The organism is Paracoccus aurantiacus, from assembly GCF_007993065.1.
Lineage (GTDB): Bacteria > Pseudomonadota > Alphaproteobacteria > Rhodobacterales > Rhodobacteraceae > Paracoccus > Paracoccus aurantiacus.
On sequence record NZ_VOPL01000018.1, the window covers coordinates 1 to 8,435 of the forward strand.

An 8,435-nucleotide genomic window follows, 5' to 3' on the forward strand; every position below is an offset into this window, starting at 1 on the left:
ATCCGCCATCTGCCGCTTGCTGTCCGCCATCCGCCGATTGCCAAACGGCATCGTAGGTGCCCGATCGCCACCCGGCGCATCGCTCGATCCTTGTCGTCTCGCTCTGCGCCTTGCGCCTGCGTCAGCGGTCCCGCCCGCCAGAGCCGAGATCGTCGGGGCAGGGCGCGCAGGACCGGGGTTCGGGGGGACGGCTCGGGACGAGACGTTCAACCGGACGCCGCAGCCGCGCGCTTCGCCCCGATCGGCTCGGGTGGAGGCCGAAGGCCGGAACCGGGGGCGCGGCCCGAAGGGGACGCCATCATGCTGCTTCCCTAAATCACTCTATGACAACAACACAGCGTCAGAGGACGGGAATCCAGGAATTCAGAAAGCAAATAGTCGGTCGGTGCGCCACTCGCGACTTGTCGTCATCAGGTGGACCTTCAGCCTCAAATTGGGTCTAAAGCGTGGAGCATCTCCACTTTGCGCGATGCGGCCGCATCCAGCGGTTCCCTTGACGATCGCGGATCACATCCGCCCAGTAATGAACGAGAGCCGAGCAGATGCCCACCCTACGCTGGTTGACCCGAGACGAAGACGTGCGCGCCGCCGAGAAGGTGCCTTACCGCCTGTTGGAGGAGGTCGAGGGGCTGGGCTATGGCGACCGGGATGCGGGCAATATGCTGATCCAGGGGGATAATCTGGAGGCGTTGAAGGCGCTGCTGCCCTATTACGCGGGTCAGGTGAAATGCATCTATATCGACCCGCCCTATAACACCAAGGCGGCAATCTCCGAGCATTACGACGACAATCTCGAACATGCGCAATGGTTGGCCATGATGTGGCCAAGGCTGGAACTTCTAAGAGAATTACTGGCCCCAGATGGCCTATTTGTGTGTTCAATTGATGATCGGCAGGGTGCTTACCTAACGGTAATACTGGATGAAATCTTTGGACGCTCAAATCGTTTGAACACTGTCGCAGTCAAGATGTCTGAAGCATCTGGCGTCAAGATGGCTCACGCGGAAAAGCGCCTTCCTAAATTGAAGGAATGGCTTATCATATACACTGGTGGCAACAAACCCCCGATCAATATTGACCCCATTCCTCTTTCCAAATGGAATGACGAATACAAGACCTTACTCTGCGGGCTTACTCAGGATGAGATCAGAGAACTACGAGAATTGCAGTCTCAGGAAACCGCAGACGAAGAGATAGTAGGACGTTGCAACGCGATCTTGGCAAGAACTCGACTAGAAAGTCTTGCGAATTTTTTCAAAGAGAACAAGGTTCCAAAGGCCGAGCAAGAGCGTTGGAAGTTCGAGAACGCTTATCGCATTGTTCAAGCCGTTGGATCTTCAAGCGTATATAATCTGGCGAAGTCTTCACCCAAGTCTGGAGGAGCCATTAGTGCTGCGCTTTCCGCCACTGGTTTGGTTTATTTCTTCAAAAGTGATTTTGATCAAACTGCGAAACAACCGCGCGTTCAGATCATATTCGCCGATGACGCGCTGCTAACGCACCCGGGCGATTTCTGGACAGACATTAAAACTACTGGCGGGGTCGGTCAGGAAGGCGGCGTTCTGTTTCCAAACAGCAAGAAACCAGAAAAGCTGGTACAGAAGATCGTCGGCCTTGTAACAAATCCTGGCGACCTCGTGCTCGACAGCTTCCTCGGCTCCGGCACCACGGCTGCCGTGGCGCAAAAGATGGGGCGGCGCTATATCGGGATCGAGATGGGGGATCATGCCGTCACCCATTGCGCGCCGCGTCTGCAAAAGGTCATCGACGGCGAACAGGGTGGTATTTCCCAGGCGCAGAACTGGCAAGGCGGCGGCGGGTTCCGCTTTTACCGCCTTGGCCCGCCGGTCTTTACCGAAGACGGCCAGATCCAGCCTGATATCCGCTTTCCGATCCTCGCCGCCCATATCTGGTTTGCGGAAACCGGCAGCCCGTGGACCGAACCGCAGCCCCTGACCCCCTTCCTTGGGGTGAAGGGCGGCCACGGCTATGCGCTGCTTTACAACGGCATCCTTGGTGACAAATCGGTCTCGGGCGGTAACGTCCTGACCCGCAAGACACTGGCCCTGATCCGCGAAGGCATGGGTGATTTCACCGGCCCGCTGACCGTCTATGGCGAGCGCACGGCGCTGTCCGAGGCCACGCTGAAGGCCGAACAGATCGAATTCAAACAAACCCCTTATGATGTGAAGGCGCGCAAATGAAGCTGAAGGATTATCAGAAAGCCTCGCTCGCCACGCTGCGAAAATTCTTTGAAGAGGCGCGGATTACAGGCCCCAAACCGGCCTATGAGACGATTACGGCAGAACCGGAACTTGCGAAACGGCTCAAGGGCTACGCGGCGGGATATAAGCCGATCAAGGCCCTGCCAGAGGTGCCTTATGTCTGCCTGCGCCTGCCAACGGGCGGCGGCAAGACGATCCTCGCGGCGCATTCGATTACTGTGGCCAAGGATGCCTGGGTGGAAAAGGATTTCCCGCTGGTCCTGTGGCTGGTGCCGACGAACACGATCCGGATACAGACCGCCGAAGCGCTGAAAAACCCGCGCCACCCCTATCGGCAGGTGCTGGACGCGGCATTCGAGGGCCGCGTGCGGGTGTTCGACATTGGCGATTTCACCCAGATCACGCCGCATGATCTGCGCTCAAACCTCTGCGTCGTGGTCGGCACAATCCAGACGCTGCGGGTTAGCAATACCGACGGGCGCAAGGTCTATGCCCATCACGAGATGCTGGAGGGGCACTTTTCGACGGTTTCGCCCAACACACCGGGGCTTGAGCGCAATGACGATGGCCCGAATAAGGGCGATATCCGATTCAGCTTTGCCAACCTGATGCATCTGCACCGCCCGCTTGTCATCATGGATGAGGCGCACAAGGCGGGCACGAACCTCAGCCAGGATGTCTATGAGCGGATCAACCCAAGCGCCCTGATCGAGTTCACCGCCACGCCCAAGGGCTTCAACAACATCCTTCATTCTGTCACAGCGCAAGAGCTGAAGGATGAAGAGATGATCAAGATGCCCGTGGTGCTTGACGAGGCAGAGACGTGGCAGGGGGCGGTGAACTCCGCCATCCTGAAACGCGCCGAGTTGCAGGAGTACGCCGATCTGGATCGGGAGGGCTATATTCGGCCCATCGTGTTGTTTCAGGCTCAGAAGAAGGGTGAGGATGTTACTGTCGATGTGCTGAAGCAGCACCTGATCGACAATGAGAATATTGACCCGGCCAAGATCGCCGTGGCGACCGGCGCGCAACGTGATCTGGACGGTATCGACCTGTTCAAACCCGATTGCTCGATTGAATATGTCATCACCATCGAGGCGCTGAAGGAAGGCTGGGATTGTTCCTTTGCCTATGTGTTCTGCTCGCTGGCCAATATCCGCAGTAGCACGGACGCCGAGCAGCTTCTGGGCCGCGTGTTGCGGATGCCCTATGCGAAAAAGCGCGAGGAACCGGCGCTGAACAAGTCCTACGCCAAGCTGGTTTCTAAGCATTTCTCTGAGGCGGCGGTCAGCTTGCGCGACAAGCTGGTCGATATGGGCTTCGAGGAAAGTGAGGCTGAGGCCAATATCGAGGCCGAACAGCCGGGGCTGGATGATGGCCTATTCGGGCGGCAGGTGCGCCCGCGTCCCACAATGACAGTCGAGCTGGACGCCTCCGAAGATGAGCGCCGCGAAATCAATATCGTCGCACCGGGCAAGATCAAGGTCTCGGCAGGTGATGACGGCAAGACCCGGATCGAATTCACTGGCGTACCCAAGCCCAAAGATGAGGAGCGCCTGTTCCAGATGGCCCCCGAGCGCTTGCATGGCGTGCTGCGCGAGAAGCTGGACGAGTTCAAAGCCAAGCACGCCGACGATCTGGCCCCCGCCCATCTGGGCGAGGAATTCACCGTGCCGCGCCTGATGGCGCATGTGCAGGGCGAGCTGGTCTTTGGCGATACCGATATCCTGATGGAATATCACGACTGGTCGCTGGCCGATCACCCGGCGCGGCTTACCAAGGCCGAGTTCGATATTGTCGAGACGACCAACACCTTCGAAATTGATCTGGACGGCAACCGCCTTTCGATCTCGGCGGCGGACAGTTCGGAACAGCTTTCGCTGGATATCAACGTGGACGACTGGACGCCGAATTCGCTGGTGCGCTGGCTGGATGGTAGGGTGCGCGATCAATGGATCGGCCAGGCGGAGCTTCTGGCCTGGCTGAACGATGTTGTCACCCACCTGACCCGCGACCGCGATATCCCCCTGTCGCAGCTGATGCGCTGCAAGTTCATCCTGGCGCGCAAGTTGAACGAGAAGATCAGGGGGTTCCGCCAGATGGAGCGCGACAAGGTTTACCAGATGAACCTGTTCGGCCCCGAGGCGCGTGTCGAGGTGTCCTTCGATGACGGCATCCGGTTCTTCGACGAGATGTATTTCGACGTGCCCAAGTATCGTGGCATGTACAAGTTCAAGCACCACTTCATGGGGCCGGACGAGGTGCCGACATTCGACAGCAAGGATGGCGGCGAAGAGGTCAAATGCGCCTTGGCGCTGGATGCTCTGCCCAAGTTGAAATACTGGACCCGCAACGTCAGCAGGCATCCGAATTCCTTCTCTCTGCCGACCTCGACCGACAAGTTTTACCCGGATTTCGTGGCCGTCATGGAGGATGGCCGGCTGCTGGTGGTCGAATACAAGGGCAAGCAACTGTCCCCCGAGGAAAGCCGAGACAGCCGGGAAAAGGAATTGATCGGTCAGCAGTGGGCCAACGCGTCTGAGGGCAAGGCAGTGTTCGTCATGGCAACGATGGAACGCGGCGATCCGAAGGAAGTGCGAGAGCAGGTGAAAAACGCCTTGGGCGATCATGTGCTGGGGTGACGAGAAACCTACCCCCTCTCAAAAAATCCCGGATGGGGCGTATGGAGGCCGAAGCGGATTGCCCCATCACCATGTCGGGCATTGATCTGATCGAGTGCACGGGAGACACGTTCACCACGTGTGAGTTCTGCCGGCGCCAGTGGCATGAGAAGATCGCCGCGCCGCTCCTGCAGCAAACCCACATCGCCCAAATGCACACCGAGGCTGATAACCGCGCCCGGTCGTGCGGTACGCCAGAGGCGCACCCACAGGGCGCGGTGAAGCCGGAGGAAGATCGCGGTATCCTGTGTCGGAAAGCAGGTAACATTCCGGGACCAAACCCCGCCGGGCATGAAACTGACCGACAGGCTGAAGCGTCCGGCCACGCGACCGTCGCGGCGCAGCCGCGCGGTCGCCTTTTCCACCAGCCAACGGCCGACCAGGTAGGCACGGCGCGGATCGCGGTATTCGGGCGAAAGCACCTTGCTGTTGCCGAATCCGCCGCGTTCCGTCGCGATCAGCGGAATATCCATGCCCTGAAGCATTCGCACGAACCGTTCCCCTTCGACGGAGCGCCAGATCAGCCGGGCATGCCGCGGATCAAGCGCAAAGAGGCTGGGGACGTCGAAGATACGGGCACGGTAAAGCCGCGCCTTCATCGCACCCGAGATCCCTGGCAGATCGTCCAGCGCTAGATGGGCGATGGCATCGGGCAGGTTCTCAGACCCGAGCCATTGGCACCCGTCCGGCTTTTCCAGCTTGCCGGCAATCTTAGCCAAAAGATGGTTCGGGCCAATGCCAGCCGAGAAGCGCAGGCATTGACCGACCTCGGCGGCAACTGCCGCCTTGAGGCGCGCGACCAGATCGACGGCGCCGGCGAGGGTCCGGGCTTCGCCCGACAGCGCCAGCTGGAACTCGTCAACGCTGCGGATATGGGTCAGCTCGGCGTGACGATCCAGCACGTCGGCCACGGCCAGGTTGAAGCGCACATAAAGCCGGTGCCGTGACGGCCGGAAGATGATGCCGGGGCAAAGGCGACGGGCCTCACGAACATGGGTGCCGGTTTTGACGCCGTAGGCTTTTGCCTCATAGGACGCGGCGACACAGGCGCCGCTGTCCGAATCGACAGCCGTAATCGCCACCGGCCGCCCACGCAGCGCGGGATCGAGCTGCTGTTCGACGCTCGCAAAAAAGCTGTTCATATCGAGATAGAGGACGCGGAAGGGGGGCATGACACCAGATATCGAGAATGGTCAGATCGCCGCTTATGTTCTATCTTTGTTCTCATTTGGCAAGGAGAGAAGATGGACAGGTCTGGTCAGCTCCGCAATGTCGCGTTCGGCGGCGCGTGGTCGGAACAAATAGCCGGTCGAGAGGCTCAGGCTGCCGCGATCGCGACCCTTGATGCCGCGGCCGCCGGCGCAGCGAGACGCGATCCGCTTTCCAGCGAGATCATGGCTGCGGTCGATCTGCTTTGCGAACGACACCCGAAGGGTCCAATGTTGTGCGAGGCGTGGATCGCGGCAGCCCGGTTCGAGCCCGCCGCGCGCCGGATCAGGGCGCTGGCGCGCGTTTCGGCGCAGATCGCAGCGGCCTATGGTGGCATGAAAGGCTAAAAGGCGCGGGAGCGAGCATGTGTAATCTTTATGCGAACACGACGTCACAGGCAGCGATGCGCGAGATATTCGAGGTGATGGGGCAGCGCGACCACCTCGGCAACTATCGCGGCCAAACGGGCATCTGGCCGAAATACGAGGCACCGGTCGTCCGCATAAGCGACGATGGTGAACGCGAGCTGGTCGAGATGCACTGGGGATTTCTGACGCCGCAGGTAAGCAAGAAAACCGGCAAACCGATAAAGCCCGCAGCCTGGAACAATGCCCGCGACGACAAGCTCCGATCATCAGGTCTGTGGAAGGACAGCTTTCTCAATCGGCGTTGCCTGATCCCCGGCTCCGCCTTCCGCGAGGCGAAGGGCCGGAATCCGGCGACGGATTACTGGTTCGCAATCAAAGGCAGTGATGCGCGGCCTCCCTTCGCCTTTGCTGGCCTTTGGCGCGCGGGACAGCCCGGCATTGACGACGAGACTGGCGATTGGCTGACACATACCATTGTCACGACAACGGCCAACGAATTGGTCAAGCCGGTTCATCCGACAAGGATGCCGGTGATCTTGGACGAGCAAGACTATGGCACCTGGCTAACTGGTAGCGCGGAAAACGCGGCATATCTTTTGCGGCCATACCCCTCCGGTCAGATGCGGATTGTCCGCGAAGGCATCGGGATCACGTCAGACGATGCGTCCGCCGGTGGCGATTGACCGGCTGTTCGCGATAGCACGCTTGTGGGGATTTCCGCCAAGGAGCGGCAGTGCAAAACTGGGCCACGGTAACTGACCTGAGCCCCGCAGCCGCACGCTTCGCGAAGCGGAGTGCTGCGGCCCATGTCCTGTGACCTTCACCGATATATGGCGCAGTTTCTTGATCACTAAGTGGCACCGATGACCAGGGTAGAGCGGGCGGGGGCGGAGAACGGCAAAGCGACCCATTGCTTCATCCATGATCTGCTTCCCAAGGTGTCCGCAAGGGGATCGCTGAGCGGACGCAGTATCGCGTCCGAGCCATACCCAATATTCAAGGGGGAAATCGATTCTCATTTAGATGGTACGGTTATGGTATCATTGAACGGGCCTTTTGCGTTACAATTCTACATGGCTTCAAAATATTTTTCCGAAGGACACCCCCATGTCTGAAACTCGCATTGGATACGCCCGATGTTCGACCGACAAACAGGACCTTGCCGCACAGACGGCATCCCTCCTAAATCTCGGCGTAGTTGCGGACCGCATCTATACCGACCATGGCTTGACTGGGACGAACCGCGAGCGGCCAGGACTGGCGCAGGCCTTGGCAGCCGTGAGAGCCGGCGACACGCTGGTGGTTCCGAAACTTGACCGGCTGGCACGGTCAGTTCCGGATGCTCGCTCTATCGCGGATGAGTTGGCGAAGCGCGGGGTGAGGCTTGCATTGGGAGCGTCGGTCTATGATCCGCACGATCCGATGGGAAAGATGTTCTTCAACATTCTCGCCACCTTCGCTGAATTCGAGGCCGATTTGATCCGCATGCGCACCAAAGAGGGCATGGCTGTTGCCCGCGCAAAGGGGAAGCTGAAGGGCAAGAAGCCTAAGCTGTCGGATCGCCGCCAAACAGAGCTGCGACGCATGTATGACACGGGCGACTACTCCGTCAGCGATCTGGCAGAGCTGTTCGACGTTTCGCGGCCGACAGTCTATCGCGTCCTACAACGGACGCCGAGCGCTGAAGTACCTATCGAAGCACGATAGCTGACCTTCGCTGCGCTCTACATCACCAACTGCTCTGCGGGACTTTTCTGCCGTTCGTAGGAGCCATACAGTCGGAGTAGGATCGTGGACAACGGCTGTTACTAAGGCCGTCTCTGACAAACAGGAAGGATATTTTATGCGCTTTGTGTCAAGTATTGCGATAACTGTCGCATTAGCTTCGGCCGCGTCGGCGGACGTCTCGTTTTCGCTCGGCTTTGATACCGAAGACATGGCGATACGCACGA

Annotated in this window: 6 protein-coding genes; 5 read left to right on the forward strand and 1 reads right to left on the reverse strand. The window is 59.3% G+C overall.

Going from position 1 to position 8,435, the window contains the following annotated elements:
• The first annotated feature begins 542 nt into the window (after positions 1-542).
• Together FQV27_RS18450 and FQV27_RS18455 are read left to right on the forward strand one after the other, a co-directional pair.
• Entirely contained in the window at positions 543-2,204 is a 1,662-nt protein-coding gene (locus FQV27_RS18450) for a site-specific DNA-methyltransferase (protein WP_147101497.1), read from the forward strand.
• Entirely contained in the window at positions 2,201-4,867 is a 2,667-nt protein-coding gene (locus tag FQV27_RS18455) for a DEAD/DEAH box helicase (protein WP_147101501.1), read from the forward strand. The genes FQV27_RS18450 and FQV27_RS18455 overlap by 4 nt, the downstream gene beginning before the upstream one ends.
• A gap of 8 nt (positions 4,868-4,875) precedes the next feature.
• Here FQV27_RS18455 and FQV27_RS18460 read toward each other — a convergent pair whose 3' ends face one another.
• The gene (locus FQV27_RS18460) at positions 4,876-6,078 is read right to left on the reverse strand and encodes a DNA polymerase Y family protein (RefSeq protein ID WP_147101504.1); all 1,203 of its coding nucleotides are present in this window, start codon (positions 6,076-6,078) and stop codon (positions 4,876-4,878) included.
• A gap of 72 nt (positions 6,079-6,150) precedes the next feature.
• Between FQV27_RS18460 and FQV27_RS18465 the strand changes: the two genes are divergently transcribed.
• From FQV27_RS18465 to FQV27_RS18475, 3 genes are all read left to right on the forward strand, one after another.
• A complete protein-coding gene (locus tag FQV27_RS18465) occupies positions 6,151-6,462 on the forward strand; it encodes a hypothetical protein (protein ID WP_147101506.1) in 312 nt (103 codons plus the stop codon).
• Positions 6,463-6,479: 17 nt separating this feature from the next.
• Positions 6,480-7,166: an SOS response-associated peptidase gene (locus FQV27_RS18470; protein WP_147101509.1), complete on the forward strand. Its 687-nt coding sequence runs from the start codon at positions 6,480-6,482 to the stop codon at positions 7,164-7,166.
• A gap of 424 nt (positions 7,167-7,590) precedes the next feature.
• Entirely contained in the window at positions 7,591-8,190 is a 600-nt protein-coding gene (locus FQV27_RS18475; protein WP_147101514.1) for a recombinase family protein, read from the forward strand.
• Positions 8,191-8,435: the final 245 nt, after the last annotated feature.